Here is an 18,718-nt window from a genome sequence, read left to right on the forward strand (position 1 = left end):
ACTCCCTCTTGAGGTTCGAGATTATTGAAAGTTGTAGGCTAGCTTGAAGAACGAACCTCAACACGCATAAGTATTGGTTGGGTTTCGTTCCTCAACCCAACCAGACTGTCTAATACTGTCTTCGCTTCTTGTGAACTATGTTCAGGGTGTCTGTTGAGAATTTTGAGAATCCGGAGATTCTTGTGGTTTTCTCGGCTCAGGGGAGTTTTGAGAATTTTGAGAATCTTGCGGTTTTTTGGACTCCGAGGATTCTTGAGATTCCCGTGGTTTTTGAGACTCAGAGGATTCTTGAGAATCTCGTGGTTTTCTAGAATCTTGAGCTTCTTGAGAATCTCGTGGTTTTCTCGGCTCAGGGGAGTTTTGGGACTTTTGAGAATCTCGTGGTTTTTGAGACTCAGAGGATTCTTGAGAATCTCGTGGTTTTCTAGAATCTTGAGCTTCTTGAGAATCTCGTGGTTTTCTCGGCTCAGGGGAGTTTTGGGAATTTTGAGAATCTCGTGGTTTTTGAGACTCAGAGGATTCTTGAGAATCTCGTGGTTTTCTCGGCTCAGGGGAGTTTTGGGAATTTTGAGAATCCCGCGGTTTTTGAGACTCAGAGGATTCTTGAGAATCTCGTGGTTTTCTAGAATCTTGAACTTCTTGAGAATTTCGAGCTTCTCGTGAAGCTGTCATCGGCGGACAATCTTTTTCGTTGTACGCAAACTTGACCTGAACAACATAAACTTGTTCCTTTGCACCAAAGGAATGAGCCTTAACGACTTCCTGCGCTTTCTCATTCAAAATGTTGTAACCAGAACTCCTAAGCAGTTCGGTCGTGACACTACCTTTAGCATCCACCTGCGCCCCAACTAAAGCAGTTGCTTCCGGCTTCTTAATAAAGCACGCACGAAATTGAGAAGTCAGCGTAATTTCTTGTTCTTTCGATGGGACTTTGTTGAGTCTAGAACCCCAACCCGCTAACTTTTGTCTGTAATCGTCATCACGAGTGCCATTGCCGTCATAGGCGTAGTTTCGACGTTGCTGCCGTATATCAGCAAGGACTTGCTGCCGTTGCAGTTCGCGCCGCGCCATTGCTATTTGTTGTGGAGAAAGAGGAGGCGTCTGTTGTCCGGAAGTCGCTGGAGGTTGTTGCTCAGAATTTTTAGACGTTTGTTGTTCGGAATTCGCTGCTATTTGTGATTCCGAATTTGGCGTCTGTTGTCCAAAATCAATCGACCTCTGTGGCTTGGGATTGCTAGGCGTCTGTTGTCCAAAATCGATAGGCGGCTGTTTCCCAGAAGATTCCTCAGAAGGGTTGAAAGGTGTCTGTTGATCGGAAGTGGGCGGTGGCGGCGGAAATAGAGCGGAAATGTCGTCCTGCCCCGGCTGGACACCAGCGGGCAATCCCTGAAACAGGCGACGGCGAATCTCTTGCTGTGTAACTTTCCGAGAACCTGATTGGGGAACTTTGGGGGGATCGGGAAGCCGTCCTACGATAAAGTTTGGGTTGTTGGGATTGAAAGGATTTTGCCTAGCTCTTTGCTGACGGCGATCGCTCGATCTCTGAAAAATCTCCGGCAACCCAGCCCCAGTGTTAGGTTGCGGTGTGGAGTTCAGCGGAAATTTGTAGGGTGGGGAGCTAGGGATCGGCGGCAATACGGAAGACGGCGGCGGCAAAGGTGGCAACAGCTGGGTTTGGTTGGGAATGGGTGGCAGCGACACGGGCGGCGGTGCAAGTTGCGGAATGCGGCTTTGCTCTGCCGGTGTTAACTCCACAACTTTGACAGTCCCTCGCGGCTTCTGCTCTTCCGGTTTGGAGGACGCGGATAAACTGGGAAGGGTCATCGCCAGCACTCCGTGGATGCCCACGGAAGCCAAAGCTGCAATCAGAGGCGGCTGAGTTAACTTTTCAGGCAGGTTTCTAATGAATGAGAGATAGGACATAGCAGGTAAGTTACACTCCTCAGCGACAGGACAGGCTGGGAATCAGGTCAGGTGGGTACGTGCGGCAAGCACGCGATCGCGATCAAAACAAGCACTCCGCTTTTATATTAGTTTCAGATTCTGAATTTTAATCTCAATTATTTCAGTCTAAAATGCTTAAAAGTTAATTTTCAGGTTCTCTGACCCAATCGCCAAGACTGGAAAAAAAGCCCAAAAGTTGCCACTTTCCTCAAGTTCCTGAAGAAATTAATCTACTGACTCGTTTACTTGCACAATTAATAAAGAAAAGTAAGGCAATTTCAGATTCGGGCGATCGCTTAACCCCGCATAAATTACCTGCTCTGGTAGCGTTGCCCGTTCCACAACCCAGCTACGTTCCAGCAACCCGCGCTGCTGCAACACTTTCCAAACTTGCTCGTAAACTGAACTCACTTTCATCAGCACCACCACATCTGCCCATTCTAAAACGGCTTCCAGCTCTCCTACCGTGTAGATCGCTGGTAACACGACGAGGCGCTGAGCGCGAATTGTCAGTGGAATTCCTAACACCGCTGCCGCCGCCAAAGGGGAACAGATTCCCGGCACTGTCTGCACTATTACTTCAGGATGCAGTTGTTGCAGTGTCTGCGCCAAATAGGTAAACGTGCTATAGAAACTGACATCGCCTTCCGAGACAAAAGCAACATCTTGACCCAATTTTAGAGATTGCCAGACTTCTTGGGCTGCGACTTGCCACGCCTGAGTCAAAATCTCGCTTTCTTGTACGTAAGGAAAAGTTAAAGCTAATTGCACTTGGCGGGGATTCAACCATTGAGCCACCATCTGCTGAGCGATTCCTGGCTTACCGTGTAACCCAGCGGGAAAAGCCACCACTGGCACCCGTTGCAAAATGCCGAGTCCTTTCACTGTAATCAGTTCTGGGTCGCCAGGACCCACGCCAATGCCGTACAAGATACCTGATTGCACAATAAAATTTAAAATCTAAAAGCCAAAACCCAAAATCTCAAATGCCTTTACCGACTGTCATTTTGCCCGGATATCTCGAAGGCGCGATCGCCTACCGTCCACTCGAACAATCTCTACAAGAATCGGGTTTCCCCACTGTAACCGTACCCTTGCGAAGTCGGGATTGGGTGCCCACTGTAGGAGGACGGTCGATGATTCCGATTTTGCGGCAACTCGACCGCACGGTAAAACAAATGTTGCAGCAATACAACGTTTCTCAGCTTAACCTGATTGGTCACTCCGCTGGCGGCTGGATTTCCCGGATCTACCTGGGGGAAAAACCTTATTCTATTCACGGAGATGTCACAGAAGACGCTGGTTTGTGGCACGCTCACCCTTATGTTGCCACGCTTGTCACCTTGGGAACGCCCCATATCAGCGGGGAACGCTGGACGCGGAAAAATCTAGATTTTGTCAAAATGAACTATCCAGGAGCCTTCTACTCAACGGTGCGTTACATCTGCGTTGCCGGTAAATCTATCTTCGGGGCGAGGCGTCCGGGGCAGTGGCTAGCCTACAGCAGTTACAAACTCACCTGCGGGATTGGTAACACTTGGGGAGATGGGATTACGCCGATTGAAGCGGCTCATCTGGAGGGAGCAACCAATCTGGTTATCGAAGGTGTCAAGCACTCACCCAGAACTCCTGGCATTTGGTACGGTTCGCCAGTCGCTTTACCGTCTTGGGTGGAGTATTTGGCATGACATGGGTAATGCTGATGAGTCATTGACCCTTGGCGAATCACTCATGACTCATCACAACGATTCAGCCTTTAGGCATACGCTGTTAGGACAACGAAATTCCTTCTGTAACTGGCTAGCATTTGACTAATGTTAAGAAAAGTAAAGTTTAGCCATGAAAACCGAGCAGTATGAATTTGTCCTTCGGCGTCTGGCTACGATCCTGGCTGTTGGGATTCTAACCTTGAGCCTAATCGCTGCTGTGACTGGAATTCTGTTAGCTTTCTACTACGAACCGGCGGCGGGTGGTGCTTATGATTCCCTGCAAGCGATCGCAAATGAAGTTTCCAATGGCTGGGTGATTCTCCGCGTTCACGATCTCGCGGGAAATGGGTTAATTGCAGTGTCTTTAATCGAAATTGTCGTGATGTTTCTGGGGCGACAATTTACGAATAGTTGGCTAACTGCTTGGATTAGTGGCATTCTATTGACATTAACCGCGATCGCGCTCGGTTGGACGGCGATGATTCTCGACTGGACTCAACTCGGCTACTGGCGTCTGAGCATCGAATTGGGAACTATCGAAGCCATTCCTTTTATTGGCTCTCAACTGCGAGACATCGTTACAGGTGGTGGAGCCATTACTACTGCTACTGTCGAACACCTCTACACCCTACACAGCTACATTTTATCCGTGGGAGCGATCGCGATCGCTCTGATTCATCTAGGCGGGTTATTAGTCCAGGAAAGACAGCACAAGCGGCTTCAGATAAAATTAGCCGCCACTAACTTAGCCACCGAGTCAGAATCCGCGCAGGCAAAGAACGATCCAAAATCTCTCAGCCTCAGTAGTGCTGAGTCACAGAAATAGCAAATTTATAGTCGCAAATCTAGTTCCACTTAGTAGCCTGCTCCTGGCAGGTTTCGGTTGTGTGCTTGCTGTCGCTGTGCGGCTTCAACCGCCGATTGCAAGAATATGCGATCGCTTTTCTTGCTTTCCAGGCAGATTGGCATAGTCGCGACTGTCTTGTGTCACGCTTCTGTAGGTTCTGTTTGAGGTTCTGGTTTGAGTTCTTCTAAAAGGACACCCACACTTGCAGATGAGATGGGCACCTCCTCAACTTCCGGCAGTTTCTCTAGCGCCAAACGAGAAGATGGACTCGCACCCGATAAACGCTTCAAGAGTTTTGGTCGAGGGTCATGCAGCACATAAATAATCTGATCTCCCGCTTCCCAATCCTCTGTCGCAGGTACCACTTGGAAACGCCCCTCCCGTAAAAATAGTAAGGGTACTAGCTCTCCAGAACGAATTAAGGCTTGTAGATGGGCTTGTTGAAACGAAAAACCAGGCTCTTTGAGTGACGTTTTGCCTAACTTCACCTGTCCATCGTTCAGGTATTGATTCCAATTCTTAATTGATAAATTAGGAATGAAAGCTTGGTGAACCTTACTATTATTAGTCGGTGTGTTTGCTTGGGGAAATACTGCCAACACACGAGGAGGACGAAACTCCTCAGAAGCACGCTGCGCCAACACTAAATTCACCTCCCCATTATTGGTCATTGCCAGGAAGGTTCCCATCGAGTCGAGTCCCGCCTCTTCCAGAACTTCCGTATCCAAACCACTGCTTAAGAATACCCGCAGATTTTCCTGCTCTGCTTTTTGGCACGCTTCGGGGTCTGTGTCAATCAGCACTACAGACTCTCCTTGTTCTTGAAACAAACGGGCAATCAGGCGGCTTAAGGGATTACAACCAATAATTACAGCGCCCGTTGCTTCCTGGAGGTTAATTTGCAGCCAATGAGCGACCCAACGTGCTGTCAGTCCTTGCAAAAATACGGTCAGGATAATCGTGAGGAAGACCAACGCTTTGATAGAATCGCCGCCGTTGATGCCCCGCTGGGTTAGAAAAATGGCAAATAGAGAAGCAACCGACGCCGAAACAATTCCTCTAGGAGCAATCCAGCACAAAAACAGTTTCTGCCGCCAGTTCAGGTCGCTATTGAAGGTACATAAGCCGATGTTTATCGGTCGCACGATAAACATCAGTGCCAGAACTGTAAACAAACTTCCCCACCCCAGCGCAAATACACTTGCGATGGACAAGTCAGCTGCCAGCAGGATGAACAAGACCGAAACGCCAAGAATCGTTAATTGTCCTTTAAATCGCCGCAACATCCGTTCTTCTGGGATTGAGGAGGCACCCAGAACAATTCCCGCCATCACGGTTGCCATCAACCCCGACTCGCTGCGGATTGTTTGCGCCAAACCAAATAAGCCCCACAACCCAGCCAGAACGACCAGGTTATTTAAGTCTTCTGAAAGAAACTTGGCGCGTTTGATAATCCAACCCATCAACCAGCCACCGACAACGCCAATGCCGCCGCCGATGCCTAAGCGTAAGACGAGACCGATGAAAGCTTCGATGGGGTCGGTATCGGCGTTCAAAATGGTGTCTAGCACGACGACAGCCAAAATAGCCCCTACTGGGTCAATTAAGACGCCTTCTCCTTCCAGAAGTGCTGCCACTTGCCGATCTACTTGCACCTGTTTCAGCAGAGGACTGATCACGGTTGGTCCCGTTACGACCACTAAGGAAGCGTAGAGAAAAGCGATAGGCCAGGGAAATTCACCCAGCCAGTGAGCTGCCATACCGCCGCCCAGAAGCGTGATCAGCGTTCCCAGCGTCACTAAGTTTCGCAGGCTGCCGGAAACCTTGCCCAACTCTCTCAGCTCTAGGTTCAGCCCCCCCTCAAACAGAATCACTGCCACTGCCAGAGCAGTAATGACCTCTAAGCCCGTACCTAGAGAATGCGGGTGTAGCAGGCGCAAGCCATCAGGTCCCAGGAGAATGCCAAACAGCAGCAAAAAGACGATGCTAGGAACCTGAAGATATTGGGCTAAAACCTGGGCGCTGATACCTGCAACAACCGTGATAACGATTTGCAGGGTTAGTTCAAAGGATGTTTCCATGTTGTAGATTTTGATAAAACCAACGAAGTTTTATCAATATCAATATCTTTGGTAAAGGATAGTAAATATTAACCCTTCCTGGCTGCTATGCAATAGTCAACCTGTCTTTGCATCGGATATTTTGAGACAAGTATCTGTAGTCTATGATACACGTTTGGTCTAAAAATCTACTGAAAAAGCAAAAATTTGTCTGTGATGCAAACAGGGTATATAGAGTAGATGCGAAAAGGGCACAGAAGAAAAGTGCGATCGCTCCTTTACTGAATTGCTTGCCCTTTTAACCACGCTTTTCAATCCGTTTGTTGAGAAAAATCCAGCAGCAACTCCCCCAAATCTTCTCACTGGACAACCGTTCCTGCACTCAGAACGCAAAGAACCTCTTCCTAATGTGCTGGTTCGATCCTAGCAAGCTGTTCTAAGAAACACTGCTTCTTGCTGGCATTCAACTGGAGTAGGGGTGTCAATAAAGCCGGTTAGCTGCACTTGTGTTACTTTTATCATTTCTACGGTATCTTTTCGGATATCACCACTTGCTCCAGACTTGTAAACTTGATCAGCACACGACTTGGATGCCTAAGACCATGAACGCATCTGCGAATTTTGACTTCGACGACGACAAGTTCAACGCACCACCTTCTCAAGTTATCCCTTGGTGCCAGATGATCAATCCTCGATATGGGAAAACTGGCATCCAGCCGCACGGATTGGCAATTAAGCTAGATAACGCTAATGCGGTTGGCTTTAAACCGGATGCCACTTGGGACCAGGTGCAGCATGAGTTTAGCACCGGAGTCGAAACGCTGTTTATCACTACTACCCCCCGCTTAGTCATCGTGCGGCGGGGTCCATTGTCTGTGAAAGACCGTGAAACTGGGATGAAATTGGGTACGTTTAAAGATAACTACGATGCTTTTTTGGCAGACAAGCTCAAGTTTAAGACATTCACTCGCCACTTGATTTTTTTAGTGGGGGAGAAACAAAAGCTTTTGCATCACTTGCCATTGCAATTGACGGTGAATGGTGCAGCAGGTGCTAGTTTTGGAAAATCCTACTGCGAGATGAAACAAGGTCAAGTCGTCGGTGGATTTATTGCTGAATTGGAAAAGGCTTATGCTCAGTATCGAAAGCAGCCTTTAACACCAAAAGGGCCGTTGTTTCATGCTCATGGAATTTTTTGTCCGTTAATTGAAATGGAGGAAAGGGGCAGTGGCACAAATACGGCTCTGGTGGCTAGTACAGTAGATTATGAGCATCCTACTGCTAAGAATTTAACAGAATATCTAATTTCTTCCAGTTCTGAGGAGTCTGTGCTTATCTGCAAAACTTTTGAGGAGTACCAAGACTTCGGAAAAGAAAAACCGAAAGAGGAAACCCCCGCGCCCAAAATGGAGATGGCAGGGGTGTCTAGTTCATACGATTATCACGATGAATTTGAGTACGGCGAACCTCCTTATTAAATAGGACACAAGGAAAGAGTAAAAACTTAAAAAAGGCAAAAGTAACAAGTTTTTACTTTTGCCTTTTTACTTTTAATTTCTAGGTAGGATTAGGACGCGATCGCCTCAATTTCTTAGGTTGCGGGATGCTAAAAGATTTACTGTTTTAGCAGCAGGTAATACAGTTGCCCATTGCCGCCGGTGACACCTGCGCGATCGCCTGCCCGTTTACCCGTTCCGATAAAATAATCTACGCGACCGGGACCTAGAATTGCACTTCCCTTATCCTGGTCGAGTACGTAGCGACTCACCAGACGCTGTTCGATCTTACCGGCACGATTAAAGTAGGGAACTCTTGTATGAATTAAAGCTAAGGCACCCGGAGGCATCAAAGATTTATCCGTCGCAATCGAACGCTCAGCTGTCACCGGCACCCCAACGCTTCCCATCGCTGGGGCACCATTGGTTTCGTTGAAGAAAACAAAGCGCTGATTGCGCGGGATATAGTTACTCAGCTCTAAAGGATTTTGCTGGAAGTATTTGATCAGCACAGGTAACGTCAGACCGGATAGGGGCAGTTTGCCATCTTTAGCGAGTTCTTTCCCAACACTGGTGTAGGGGTAATCGGTTCCACCCGCATAACCGACCGTCATCACGCTTCCATCGGTCATCTGGAGCTGAGCAGAGCCTTGGATTTGCACCAAGAAGGCTTCCAGGCGATCGCTCATCCAAGCGATTTCTAGCCCTTTTAGCGGACTGTTCGCTCCCAGCAAGCCATCCTCCCCTTCTAGCTGAACCCGTGTGGGGTGGGGTTTGGGCCAAGAGTTGAAGTTTGACGGCATCCCATAGAGAGGATAACGATGCTCTGCCGTCTGCTTGCGGCTGGCTGTATAGGTTGGTTCGTAGTAGGCGGTGTACTGAACGTTCCCCTTGTTGTCCTTGCCTACAGACTGGTACAAGACAAACTCACGCTTGATTGCAGCTTGCAGTTCGGCAGCCGAACCAGAGTTGAGAACTAGCTGCCGAAAGCGCACTAAAGATCGGCGGACGCGATCGCGGGTGATTCCCGGCACCGGATACTGCTGGTAGGCTTGAGCGGCACTGTTTGTCTGTAAATATCGCAGACTGTTATCAATCGAGGCGATTAAAGCTTTTCGGTCTCCGGCTTGACCGTTTTGCCCCCAGATTTGCTCATCAAGTCCCAGTGCATCTGACCGGCAACAGACGAGATTTAAAAGGTTTGAGTTGACTGGTATCAGCGGAACGGACAGGGGATCTTTAGCGAGGGCAGGCAAAGTGACATTTCCCAGAGTTACACCAAAACTCAGGGACAGTAAAGCCAATGTCTTTCTCATTACTTACACCAAAAGGGAAAGTGATAGCTATTCGTAGTCACTTCTATCGACACTTCCGGCGAAGACAGGTTCCACTCGGATTGCCCTAATGCTGACGGGACGTATAACCATGTACTCGCCCTGGATATTTTTGATCGGCACACTGATAAAGTCCGTGGAGGCGGCTTTGGGCATCAGCTCGCCGCTGTACCACTTCTGAAACTCTTGAATGGTTGCAAAACGCACTTCTGCTTTGTGACCACCTTCTATCATCAGGTGTACAGCGTATTCGGTGGGAGTTCTCGGCATACAGTCGATTGATTTTCAATCCGTCCTGATTATTATGAGCTGAGAATGGTCGAAAATAACAGGCTATTTCTACAGAATTTTCTCAAAAGGTCATTCGTTATTAGTCTGTAGCAACCAACGAATGACGAATAGCACTGGCTTCAGAGCCTTGAATTAAAATTCAGGCTTCACGGCTAGAACCTGTTTTCACAGGTTGAAATTTATATACTGTAATGACCAGTGACGAATGACTAGGAAAATAGATTAAACCGATGCAGCAGGGTTTCTAGCAGGGGCGGTAAAGTTTGATGCAGTTCCGACGCACTGTTAAACAACAGTTGTTGATGGTTGGGAAGGTCAAAGGGAAACTGTCCCGACATCTCCGAACGCTCCATTTGAGCTAGCAGAATTTGTTCAGAACGCTTACTTTGAAAGGCGTAGCCAATTTCTACACAAACATTCGGACTGGGAATGAGTAGGGGCGTTTCTTCCCTGGAAATGCTAGTGATAGGTGTCCCATCAGCAACAAATAGCAGACTCTTCCGAATTTTTCGCATCTGCGTGGTGTTGAGGCGATTTGAGGCACCTGTGGGGCGGTTGGATACTTCTAGCGTCAAAGGAAGACGCGATCGCGTGTTTAATGCTTCTAGGGCGTTAGCCAGTCCCTCTCGCAGGGCTTCACTCGACGCCGCATATTCAGTCTGATGGCAGAGGAAGATAATCGGTTCCAGATTCGCCATCACCGTCTGTTTAGTGAAATAAATCTCGTGGCTTGTCAGGTCAATGTTGGAGATTATGTAGCCACCGCTGCCTTCGATGTAAAACTCTACCGATTCCCCTTCTAGATAACGACCAAACCAAGCTGAGCGCTTAACATCCTGGCTGTCTTCTAAAAAATCTGCCCGTAATCCAGACTTCAGCAAGCTATTTTTGCTCAATCGCAGATCGTGGGGACGTTTCTCTAATTCTTTAATCGGCTCATACTCTTGGAGATACCAGCCTCTCAGGGCAATGATAGCCATGATGTCTTATCAATAATGCACAGAATCTTCACGTCTTTAATTTAAGACGTCTGAGAAGGAATCTTAGCAGTATGCGGTGACATCTTCTCCACATTCATCTGCTAGATAGCACAGTGCCCGGAAACGCAAGCTTACGACTTCTTCGTAAAGCGGATTCAGTTTGCACATTGGAGGAATGTGAAACAGGGTGCGACCAAATACTTTGATATCGCGCTCAAAGGGGCACTGGGAGGGGATTGACTTGCACAGGCGATGAGCGAGTTCGCGATCGCGCACTTGTATGTTGTCAATCCACTCGCGCAGAGGTTGCAGGAAGTTCAACCGCGTCCGTGCTTTTGTGGGTTGTTGAATCGGGGCTACCTTTTGGGAAACCTCTTCTTGAGGCATCCAGAACCAGCTTGTCAGGGAAATATTTTTTACTGTATACTGGGATACATTCATGATGCTTCTCCTGTGTTATCTTTTCAAGTCTTCAAAAAGCTAAATTTAACTGTCTGTCCTTTATCTACAACTGCGACTCTGCTTTTACCGGATGCTGGCTGTGAGATTTGAGCGTTTCTAGAAACTTTGACCGTTAGACTTACTTAATCATTGACGCGCGATCGCTATTTTTTGTTCTTTGCTCGGTTAATCTCGGATGCCGACTTGACAGACAAAAGGCTTGTGAGAACTCTTCTGTTATCATCCTCCCTAATTTCCTGTCTATATTGCGTGAGGAACATCACTGAATATTTGTGAGTGTCCCTTCCAGGTTTCAGTGATTACACGCATATATTGCCACTGCACTCTCGCATAAACTTGTCTGCATGAAGGCTGTAAGGTCTGTGGTTGCTTTGCTTTCGGCAAAAATGCCCCTAGACGCTTCGCGGCTCGCTCGCTTCCTAACTTTTCTTAGAATCAGAGCCATTTATTTTCCTTTGACGACGAGAAAATAACCACTCATTAAAAACTCTAAGGAAAAGTGAAAGACGGTGAAAGAACCTAGCCAAGTTGATAAAATCATTTCCCGTCTACCAATTTGAATTCAGCAATTTTGCTGATGAAAGAAAAAATAAAAATAGGTAATAACTTACCAATTTCATTGAAGAATTAAAAAAATAGAGATAGAAATTTTAAGCTACAGCTATTGGATTCAGTCTTTGCCCTATTTTCAAAGAGCAATACTTAAAAATCATTAAAAATAAATTTCGTAAAAGTACTTGCAAAGTTATACTGCAAAGGTAAATTATGATCGCTCTACAAAATATATGTGAGTTCAAGGTCAAGATGAACACCCGAACTTTAAAAACAACTCCAATTAAGACAAATATATTGGGAATTGGAGTCAGTCGTACTAAATATAAAGACTGCACGGATTTGATTATTCAAAGTGCCCAATTACGCCAATCTTGTACCGTTGCAGCAGTGAATGTCCATAGCATTACCTCCGGTTATCTTGACCCAGACGGTCATGGCTATCAACTCAATCAGTTTACTCTGGTTGCCCCTGATGGTCAGCCGGTGCGTTGGGCGCTCAATCTTCTTCGTAATCATGATGAAGAGATACTCCCGGAGCGGGTGCGGGGTCCAGAGCTAATGTTAAATATTTGCGAACAAGCTGCTGCTAAAGAAATAAGTATTTTTCTATATGGCTCTACGGAAGCAGTTCTGGAAACTTTACAGAAGAATCTACAAGAAAAATTTCCCAGCTTGATAATTGCCGGAGCAGTTTCTCCTCCGTTTCGCCCTTTAACGCCGCAAGAAGATGCGGCATACACTAAACAAATTCGGGAATCTGGCGCGGGAATTGTCTTTGTTTCTTTGGGTTGTCCGCGCCAAGAAGCATGGGCTTTTAATCATCGCCATCAGCTAGATTGTCCGATCGTTGCGGTGGGTGCTGCTTTTGATTTTCATTCTGGCAACATTCCTGAAGCTCCGTTCTGGATGCAAAGCTTGGGTTTAGAATGGCTTTTCCGCTTTTTACAGGAACCCAAACGCCTATGGAAGCGCTATTGGTTACTGAATCCTCTTTATTTGATTCTCTTGGGTTTACAGCTGCTCAAATTACTTCCTGTCGAGCAAGACTCAATAGAAGTAGAAACTAGCAGCGCTGATCGCCACCCAGAAGCAATCAATCGCTAGTTACAAAGTTGTGTCGCAGTTACGGATTGAAGTCACTAGCGTTTTGGAACGCTCATCTAGCTTAGTCACCCGCGATGTGAACAACAATTTCTCGATAATGACCGCGCTGCCGATGTTCCCAAATATAGATTCCCTGCCAGGTTCCCAATAGCAATTTACCGCCAGCGATGGGGATTTGTTCAGAAGTATGAGTCACAGCAGTGCGAATGTGAGCTGGCATATCATCAGGGCCTTCTGCATTGTGGAAGTAGCGATCGCTTTCCGGCGCGAGTTTTGTTAAAAAGTTCTCTAAATCTTTGAGAACATCTGGATCGGCATTTTCTTGAATCAGCAGACTGGCTGAGGTATGACGCAAAAACAGGGTGCAAAGTCCAGTCTGTATACGCGAATCTGAAACGATCGCTTGAACTTTGGGCGTAATTTTGTATAAAGATTTGCCAGGAGTTTGAACGGTCAGGATCTGTTGGTAATGAGTCATTGCGGCTCGAAAAAATTAACGGTTTTGGAAATAGCTGACGACAGCACGGGCGATCGCTTCGGTTCCATCTGTCGCCACCATCTGAGATTGATGGGGTGGAAGCATTGGTTGATGCAAAAACTCCCAGTTGCTTTGGAAGAACTCAGCAGGTTGTAGAATTTGATGATAAGTATGATTTTGGATGCCTTCAAGCAGCAGAGGCGCTTCGGCAAAATCTTCTCGTGTTAGCGTCACAATGGGTACTCCCAATCGCAAAGCTTCGGCAAAAGTGCTGTATCCAGGTTTGGAAACGACGCGCCCGCATATTGGCATAAAATCGACTGGGCGGTAAGATTGGTCTGTAATTTTTATAAGATTCGGTAAATTGGGTGCATTCCGGTCAAAGGTGATAAATTGCCAATCGGAAAACTTCAGCAAATTGTTGTAGGGAATTTCTTGTAACCCTAAACCGCCAAAGGTGAGCAAGATGGTTTGCTCGGTTGGTGTGGTAATTCCCCATTGAGATCGTAGTGCGTCTGCGCTGTGGCGAGGAGTGCCGCCGGTTAAACCGACATCGACGATCTGTGGGAAAGCGCTCATCGATTCGTGGAAGGGCAAGCGAAACAAGCGATCGCACTTTGCATAACATTCACTCATCCAATCCGCAATTGCATTAAATTCTCCTCCCCACGCCCGATAGATAAAATCCCAGCCAAAATTACTCAGCATCCAACAAGGAATCCCAGCGGCTTTGCCGATTGACGCTGCCAGCGGTGGAATATCTGCCAAAATCAAACCCACTCGGTTTTGACGGATAAAGTTTACTTCACTTGCAATTATCGATTTCTCTTGGGCGCGAATTTGTTGCACTTTTTCCAAAGTCGCAGCTTTATCCATTGCGAAACTATCAGCTTGCACAACGCCGATATCAAAAGCGCGGGGGCGATGAATAAAATCCCCTGGAATATAAGATTCTAGTAACCAACGGGGTGCTGTTGTTACCAGAATCAGCAAAATTTCTGGATACATTTGCTGAACCGCCGCCGCGACGGATGCCGCCCGGACTGCATGACCAAAGCCATGATTGGTGATAGCGATGTATAAAATTGGGTGTTTAGCAGTCATTAGTCAGTAGTCAGTCATGATTAGTCATTAATCTAGTTGCCAATTCCTAAGGTCTAATGACCCGTGACTACTGACTCAATTTTTGAATGGCTTCAACAAGTTGGTCAATGTCAGATGGCAGGGTGAAATAGTGAACGCAGGCGCGTACACAGTCGGGATTGCGGATTGTCCGAACCAGCAAGTTTTGATTTTCTAAAGATTGTACTAATTGCTGGTGATTGCCCCCTCCTGAAAGCTGGAAGGAGACAAGACCGGATTCTGGCGGTGCATTTCGCAGACATTTGATGTGAGGAACTTCGGCTAAACGTTGCCAGAGGTATTGGCTCAACTCTAGGATTTGTTGGAAGCGAGATTCTGGGGTTCCCCATTGCTGATGAAGAGCGATCGCTGCCCTAAGCCCAGCATAGAGGGGATAGGCAGAAGTCGCTACTTCATATCTTCGCCCATCCGGTTGCCAGCCAATTGGTTGACCGGATGAATTGGCGATAATGCTGCGCCAGCCAATAAACGTGGGATTCAGGCTTTCTAAAGCTTCCGGTCGCACGTACAGACCACCGACGCCTTCTGGCCCGCACCACCACTTGTGACCTGTGAAAGCATAAAAATCAATCCCCAATTCTGTCAAATTTAACGGCATTGACCCCACGGATTGAGCTGCGTCCACCAAAATTCTGATGGGGGGATTCTCGGTGGAATGGTTGCGGCAGGCGGCAGCAATTTCAGCCAGCGGCAAGACTTGACCCGTGTTCCAGAGGATATGACTCAGCACGACCATTCTGGTCTTGGGGCGCAGATATTCTGCGATCGCTGCTACGGGATCGCCTTCATTCAAAGTTCTCATGAGCGGACAGCAGGATACTTCAATGCTAAAGCGCCGTTGGAGTTCCTGCACAGTTGCCACAATGCCTGGATGTTCGCAGTCAGAAATTAGCAGATGGTCTCCGGCTTGCCAGTCCATGCCCCAGAGGGCGATATTGCAGCCGACGGTGACATCTTCAGTCAGGGTAATGGTCTGGGGAGAGACACCCAGAGAAGACGCGATCGCAACTCTAGTTTCCGTCGCCTCCCGTACCACCCAACTCCCTACCTCATTGGAAAACGGCCCCACACGCTGCACGTATTCATAGGATTGGAAAATAGCATCCAATGCTGCTTGGGGCATCGGGCCTTGACCGCCATAGTTGAAATAGGCTTTATTCGCGAGAGCTGGAAATTGCTGCCGATGGCGTTCTAGCAGCGTTTGTCCTGGAGAAATGCTCGTCATAGTTATCAATATTAGACTTCACTTGAACAAGGAATCGTCACTTCGTAGCTTTGCTGGATACGGCAGCAGAGGCGTTGCAATTGGTTATCGCTGTAACGGTTGCTAGATAATGTTAACTTATTTAAAATTTTGCATAAATCCGGTGCGCTGACTTGACAAGTTTACAAGAACGTGAATCAAATTTCACAAAATCTCTTTCTCAGATTTCCCGTGTATGCAGGCTACAAAATGGCGTTGAGTGTCGGTTAAGTTGCTATGCATCTAATACCAAGTTTTCTTTTTGATGCTACACAACATTTAAAAACGAGTCATTTCCCTGGTCAATAACAAACAACAAGGGAGAATCAAAAATCGGTTCAAATTTCATCTTATGACGAGTAAAGGAACTCGCTATGAATCAGTCAATTGAATTATCTTTAGAGCAAAAATTCAGTATTAGAAGCTTCTCAGACCAAGTGCAAAATATGTCCCGCGAACAAGCACAGGAATTTTTGATTATGCTGTACGAGCAAATGATTGTCAAAGAAAATATGTACAAGTCCTTTCTGAAGCACGAGTGGGGACTTGATGCAGGCGAAATGTCTGCATGAATCTTACCCGTAGTGGCACATTCGGGATGATAAAGTTAATGCTGGGCGATCGCACTCTCTTAAGGGAGGGACGGCAATGGTGGTCAACCAGGTTAGGTAGTATGGGATAGCCTTGCTAAAATACGCTCTTGCGTCGCATCCCTCCAGTTGAACCATGACCACCACTACTGACTTCCTTAGCCACCTCAACCCCTCCCAGCGTCGCGCTGTCGAGCATTTCTGCGGGCCTTTGCTGGTTGTTGCCGGTGCTGGTTCCGGCAAAACGAGGGCGCTGACTTATCGAATTGCCAATCTCATTTTGAAGCACCGGGTCGATCCGGAAAATATCCTGGCGGTGACTTTTACCAACAAAGCCGCACGGGAGATGAAGCAGCGGATGGAAAAGCTGTTTGCCGAACAGCTTGCTGAAAAAGAATATGGGAAGCCGCTGACAGCGTTACCAGCGGATGAACAGACAAGATTGCGATCGCGCGTTTACAAAATTTACATCAAAGACTTATGGATTGGGACTTTCCACAGTCTGTTCTCTCGTATCCTTCGATACGATATCGAAAAATATCAAGACGAAAGAGGACGTAAGTGGAGCCGCAATTTTTCAATATTTGATGAATCCGACGCTCAAAGTTTGGTGAAAGAGATTGTCACCAAACAAATGAACCTGGATGAGAAAAAGTTTGAGCCGCGTTCGGTTCGTTATGCCATCAGCAACGCCAAGAATCAGGGATTTTCCCCCAAAGAATTTGAGGCGGAACAGGCGAACTATCGCGGACGGGTAATCTCGGAAGTTTACAGCAAATACCAAGATAGACTGGCAGAAAATAACGCGCTTGACTTCGATGATCTAATTGCGATTCCGGTAAAGCTATTTCAACAAAACGAGCAAGTCTTAGGTTACTGGCATCGAAAATTTGGTCACATTTTGGTAGATGAATATCAAGATACAAACCGGATTCAGTACGATTTGATTCGCCTGCTGACGACGAATGGAGAAACTAGAAAGAATGAGTGGGATTGGAAAAATCGCTCAGTTTTTGTCGTCGGTGATGCGGATCAATCTATTTACTCTTTCCGCATGGCAGATTTCACCATCTTGCTGGAATTTCAAGAAAACTTTGGGGATGGTTTGCCGGATGACGATACGCGGACGATGGTGAAGCTGGAGGAAAATTATCGCTCTAGGGAAAATATTCTCCAAGCGGCAAATAAACTCATTGAAAATAACACTCAGCGGATTGATAAAATTCTCAAAGCGACACGCGGGGCAGGCGAACAAATTTTTTGTCACAAAGCCGACAACGAGATTACAGAAGCTGAGTTCGTCGTGCATCAAATTCGCAACCTGAAACATAAAGATCCAGAGTTAGACTGGGGGAGTTTTGCTATTCTCTACCGCACGAATGCTCAATCTCGTGCTTTTGAAGAGTGCTTGGTGCGTGCGGGTGTTCCCTACAACATTGTTGGGGGTTTAAAATTTTACGACCGCAAAGAAATTAAAGATGCGATCGCGTATCTGCGGCTAATTGTGAATCCAGCAGATGCGCTGAGTTTGTCGCGAATCATTAATACTCCGCGTCGCGGTATTGGCAAAGCAACCTTGGATGCGATCTCGGATGTCGCCCAAGAATTAGGCGTATCAATGTGGGAAATCCTCAAAGATGAAACCTCAGTCAAGACGTTAGCTGGACGTGCGGCGAAGTCTATCAACAGCTTTGTGCAGATGATTTGCCACTGGCAGCTACAATTGGACACGCTGCCAGCTTCGGAAATCGTGCAGGGAGTGATGCAAGATTCTGGTTATATTCAGGATTTGAAAAATCAAGGCACCGACGAATCGCAAAACCGATTGGAAAACGTCCTCGAACTCAAAAACGCTGTTCTGCAATTTGAGGAAGAAAACGAAGATTCAAGCTTAGAGGGTTTTCTCGCAAGTGCTTCCCTATCTTCTGATTTGGATGATGTGAAAGAAGAGCGATCGCGCTTGTCGCTGATGACGTTGCACTCTGCCAAAGGACTAGAATTTCCAGTCGTCTTTTTAGTAGGAATGGAGCAAGGATTGCTTCCTCATACTCGGACTCTCAACGATCCGGCGCAGCTGGAAGAAGAACGCCGCCTCTGTTATGTGGGCATCACCCGCGCTCAAGAACGACTCTATCTCACCCATGCCCGCGAACGTCGCCTCTGGGGTTCCCGCGAACCAGCCATTCATTCTCAGTTTCTCAAGGAGTTACCCGCAGATTTGCTGAGTAGTAATTTACCCAAGGCAACTGCTAATAGTCGCGCTGGTATGGCGTCAACATCTCCGAGACAAACATCCAATGGTGCCAGCAGTCTAGGGCAGAATTGGAGCGTGAGCGATCGCGTCCTCCACAAAGCCTTTGGTGTCGGTCAAATTACTAACATTTTCGGGCAAGGAAACAAAATAACTCTCGCCGTGAGATTTCCTGGCATCGGTATAAAAATCATCGATCCTAAGATTGCCCAACTGCAACGAGCGGAATAA

General features: G+C 47.1%; 17 protein-coding genes. 6 read left to right on the forward strand and 11 right to left on the reverse strand.

Annotated features, from left to right (window positions below):
- Nucleotides 1–141: 141 nt before the first annotated feature.
- Both NDA03_RS13590 and NDA03_RS13595 read right to left on the reverse strand, forming a co-directional pair.
- Nucleotides 142–1,923: a hypothetical protein gene (locus NDA03_RS13590; RefSeq protein ID WP_348238273.1), complete on the reverse strand. Its 1,782-nt coding sequence runs from the start codon at nucleotides 1,921–1,923 to the stop codon at nucleotides 142–144.
- Between the two features lie 246 nt (nucleotides 1,924–2,169).
- Nucleotides 2,170–2,889, reverse strand: a complete 720-nt coding sequence (locus tag NDA03_RS13595; protein WP_190415225.1) for a precorrin-2 C(20)-methyltransferase — start codon at nucleotides 2,887–2,889, stop codon at nucleotides 2,170–2,172.
- A 41-nt stretch (nucleotides 2,890–2,930) separates the two neighbouring features.
- On the opposite strand from NDA03_RS13595, the gene NDA03_RS13600 reads away from it, so the two are divergent.
- Both NDA03_RS13600 and NDA03_RS13605 read left to right on the forward strand, forming a co-directional pair.
- The gene (locus tag NDA03_RS13600; RefSeq protein WP_190441206.1) at nucleotides 2,931–3,632 is read left to right on the forward strand and encodes an alpha/beta hydrolase; all 702 of its coding nucleotides are present in this window, start codon (nucleotides 2,931–2,933) and stop codon (nucleotides 3,630–3,632) included.
- A gap of 151 nt (nucleotides 3,633–3,783) precedes the next feature.
- Entirely contained in the window at nucleotides 3,784–4,479 is a 696-nt protein-coding gene (locus NDA03_RS13605; RefSeq protein ID WP_190441204.1) for a cytochrome b N-terminal domain-containing protein, read from the forward strand.
- Nucleotides 4,480–4,640: 161 nt separating this feature from the next.
- Here the strand turns inward: NDA03_RS13605 and NDA03_RS13610 are convergent, their stop codons facing one another.
- Nucleotides 4,641–6,581, reverse strand: a complete 1,941-nt coding sequence (locus NDA03_RS13610) for a cation:proton antiporter (protein ID WP_190441201.1) — start codon at nucleotides 6,579–6,581, stop codon at nucleotides 4,641–4,643.
- 581 nt (nucleotides 6,582–7,162) lie between these two features.
- Here NDA03_RS13610 and NDA03_RS13615 point away from each other — a divergent pair.
- A complete protein-coding gene (locus NDA03_RS13615) occupies nucleotides 7,163–8,038 on the forward strand; it encodes a DUF5895 domain-containing protein (protein WP_190415232.1) in 876 nt (291 codons plus the stop codon).
- A 137-nt stretch (nucleotides 8,039–8,175) separates the two neighbouring features.
- Here the strand turns inward: NDA03_RS13615 and NDA03_RS13620 are convergent, their stop codons facing one another.
- The 4 genes from NDA03_RS13620 to NDA03_RS13635 all read right to left on the reverse strand — a co-directional run bounded on the left by NDA03_RS13620 (nucleotide 8,176) and on the right by NDA03_RS13635 (nucleotide 11,102).
- Nucleotides 8,176–9,372, reverse strand: a complete 1,197-nt coding sequence (locus tag NDA03_RS13620; RefSeq protein ID WP_190415233.1) for a murein transglycosylase A — start codon at nucleotides 9,370–9,372, stop codon at nucleotides 8,176–8,178.
- A gap of 27 nt (nucleotides 9,373–9,399) precedes the next feature.
- Nucleotides 9,400–9,660 (reverse strand): hypothetical protein, encoded by a 261-nt coding sequence (locus NDA03_RS13625; protein ID WP_190415235.1) that lies wholly within the window; start codon nucleotides 9,658–9,660, stop codon nucleotides 9,400–9,402.
- Nucleotides 9,661–9,890: 230 nt separating this feature from the next.
- Complete coding sequence (locus NDA03_RS13630; RefSeq protein WP_190415237.1) at nucleotides 9,891–10,661, reverse strand: hypothetical protein; 771 nt, start codon at nucleotides 10,659–10,661, stop codon at nucleotides 9,891–9,893.
- A gap of 63 nt (nucleotides 10,662–10,724) precedes the next feature.
- Nucleotides 10,725–11,102 carry a Mo-dependent nitrogenase C-terminal domain-containing protein gene (locus NDA03_RS13635; RefSeq protein ID WP_190415239.1) on the reverse strand — a complete coding sequence of 126 codons (378 nt, stop codon included), beginning with the start codon at nucleotides 11,100–11,102 and terminating at the stop codon, nucleotides 10,725–10,727.
- Between the two features lie 825 nt (nucleotides 11,103–11,927).
- Here NDA03_RS13635 and NDA03_RS13640 point away from each other — a divergent pair.
- Nucleotides 11,928–12,782 (forward strand): WecB/TagA/CpsF family glycosyltransferase, encoded by an 855-nt coding sequence (locus NDA03_RS13640; protein WP_348238274.1) that lies wholly within the window; start codon nucleotides 11,928–11,930, stop codon nucleotides 12,780–12,782.
- Nucleotides 12,783–12,843: 61 nt separating this feature from the next.
- Here the strand turns inward: NDA03_RS13640 and NDA03_RS13645 are convergent, their stop codons facing one another.
- The 3 genes from NDA03_RS13645 to NDA03_RS13655 all read right to left on the reverse strand — a co-directional run bounded on the left by NDA03_RS13645 (nucleotide 12,844) and on the right by NDA03_RS13655 (nucleotide 15,628).
- A complete protein-coding gene (locus tag NDA03_RS13645; protein ID WP_348238275.1) occupies nucleotides 12,844–13,260 on the reverse strand; it encodes a secondary thiamine-phosphate synthase enzyme YjbQ in 417 nt (138 codons plus the stop codon).
- 15 nt (nucleotides 13,261–13,275) lie between these two features.
- Nucleotides 13,276–14,364, reverse strand: coding sequence for a glycosyl transferase (locus NDA03_RS13650; RefSeq protein ID WP_348238276.1), 1,089 nt, complete (start codon nucleotides 14,362–14,364; stop codon nucleotides 13,276–13,278).
- A 67-nt stretch (nucleotides 14,365–14,431) separates the two neighbouring features.
- Nucleotides 14,432–15,628: an aminotransferase class V-fold PLP-dependent enzyme gene (locus NDA03_RS13655; protein ID WP_348238277.1), complete on the reverse strand. Its 1,197-nt coding sequence runs from the start codon at nucleotides 15,626–15,628 to the stop codon at nucleotides 14,432–14,434.
- Between the two features lie 392 nt (nucleotides 15,629–16,020).
- On the opposite strand from NDA03_RS13655, the gene NDA03_RS13660 reads away from it, so the two are divergent.
- The gene (locus tag NDA03_RS13660) at nucleotides 16,021–16,218 is read left to right on the forward strand and encodes an NblA/ycf18 family protein (protein ID WP_348238278.1); all 198 of its coding nucleotides are present in this window, start codon (nucleotides 16,021–16,023) and stop codon (nucleotides 16,216–16,218) included.
- Nucleotides 16,219–16,221: 3 nt separating this feature from the next.
- Here NDA03_RS13660 and NDA03_RS13665 read toward each other — a convergent pair whose 3' ends face one another.
- On the reverse strand, nucleotides 16,222–16,374 hold the full coding sequence (locus NDA03_RS13665; RefSeq protein WP_190674064.1) for a hypothetical protein: 153 nt from the start codon (nucleotides 16,372–16,374) through the stop codon (nucleotides 16,222–16,224).
- Here NDA03_RS13665 and pcrA point away from each other — a divergent pair.
- Entirely contained in the window at nucleotides 16,373–18,718 is a 2,346-nt protein-coding gene (pcrA, locus tag NDA03_RS13670; protein WP_348238279.1) for a DNA helicase PcrA, read from the forward strand. The two genes, NDA03_RS13665 and pcrA, sit on opposite strands and share 2 nt — an antisense overlap.

The organism is Trichocoleus sp. Lan, from assembly GCF_039961855.1.
GTDB lineage: Bacteria > Cyanobacteriota > Cyanobacteriia > Cyanobacteriales > FACHB-T130 > FACHB-T130.